The sequence below is a fragment of the Roseomonas sp. GC11 genome (assembly GCF_024437745.1).
Classification (GTDB): Bacteria; Pseudomonadota; Alphaproteobacteria; order Acetobacterales; family Acetobacteraceae; genus Pseudoroseomonas.
This window is the reverse complement of sequence record NZ_JANFNY010000202.1, coordinates 1-728: the sequence shown is the minus strand read 5'-3', so window position 1 is coordinate 728 and position 728 is coordinate 1. Positions and strand designations below refer to the sequence as shown.

General features: G+C 72.3%; 1 protein-coding gene. It reads left to right on the top strand.

The genetic code is table 11. The annotated features are described in order from the left end of the window. Positions 1–728: Ig-like domain-containing protein (locus NON00_RS24625; protein ID WP_256025439.1), on the top strand; the 728-nt coding region annotated here is incomplete at both ends.

Here is a 728-nt window from a genome sequence, read left to right as displayed (position 1 = left end):
AGCGTCACCATCGACACCGCCGCCCCGGCCGCGCCCACCGGCCTGGCCTTCGCCACCGACAGCGCCACCACCGGCGACGGCCTGACCAACGACACCACCCCGACCCTCTCCGGCACCGCCGAGGCCAATGCCACCATCGCCATCCTCCGCGATGGCGTGCAGATCGACACCACCACCGCCGATGGCGCCGGCGCCTGGTCCTGGACCGAGGCCTCGGCGCTGGCCGATGGCAGCTACAGCTACACCGCCACCGCCACCGACACCGCCGGCAATGTTTCTGTCAGTTCCTCCGCGCTCAGCGTGACGGTGGATGCCACGGCGCCGACCATCGCCAGCGTCACCCTGCCGGCCAATGCCACCTACAAGATCGGCGACACGCTCGAGCTGCGCCTGACCTTCTCCGAGAGCGTCCTGCTCGCCGGCGGCACGCCGCAGCTTGCCCTCGACATCGGCGGCACCACCCGCCAGGCCCTCTACACCTCCGGCGCCGGCACCACCGAGCTGGTCTTCCAGTACACCGTCCAGAGCGGCGATCTCGACGCCGATGGCATCGCCCTCGGCAGCCTCGCCCTCAGCGGCGCCACCCTGCGCGACGCCGCCGGCAATGACGCCACCCTCACCCTGCCCGCCACCGGCTCCACCGCCGGCATCCTCGTCGACGGCGTCGCCCCCACCATCAGCAGCGTCGCCGTCCCCGCCGACGACACCTATGGCGTCGGCGAGACGCT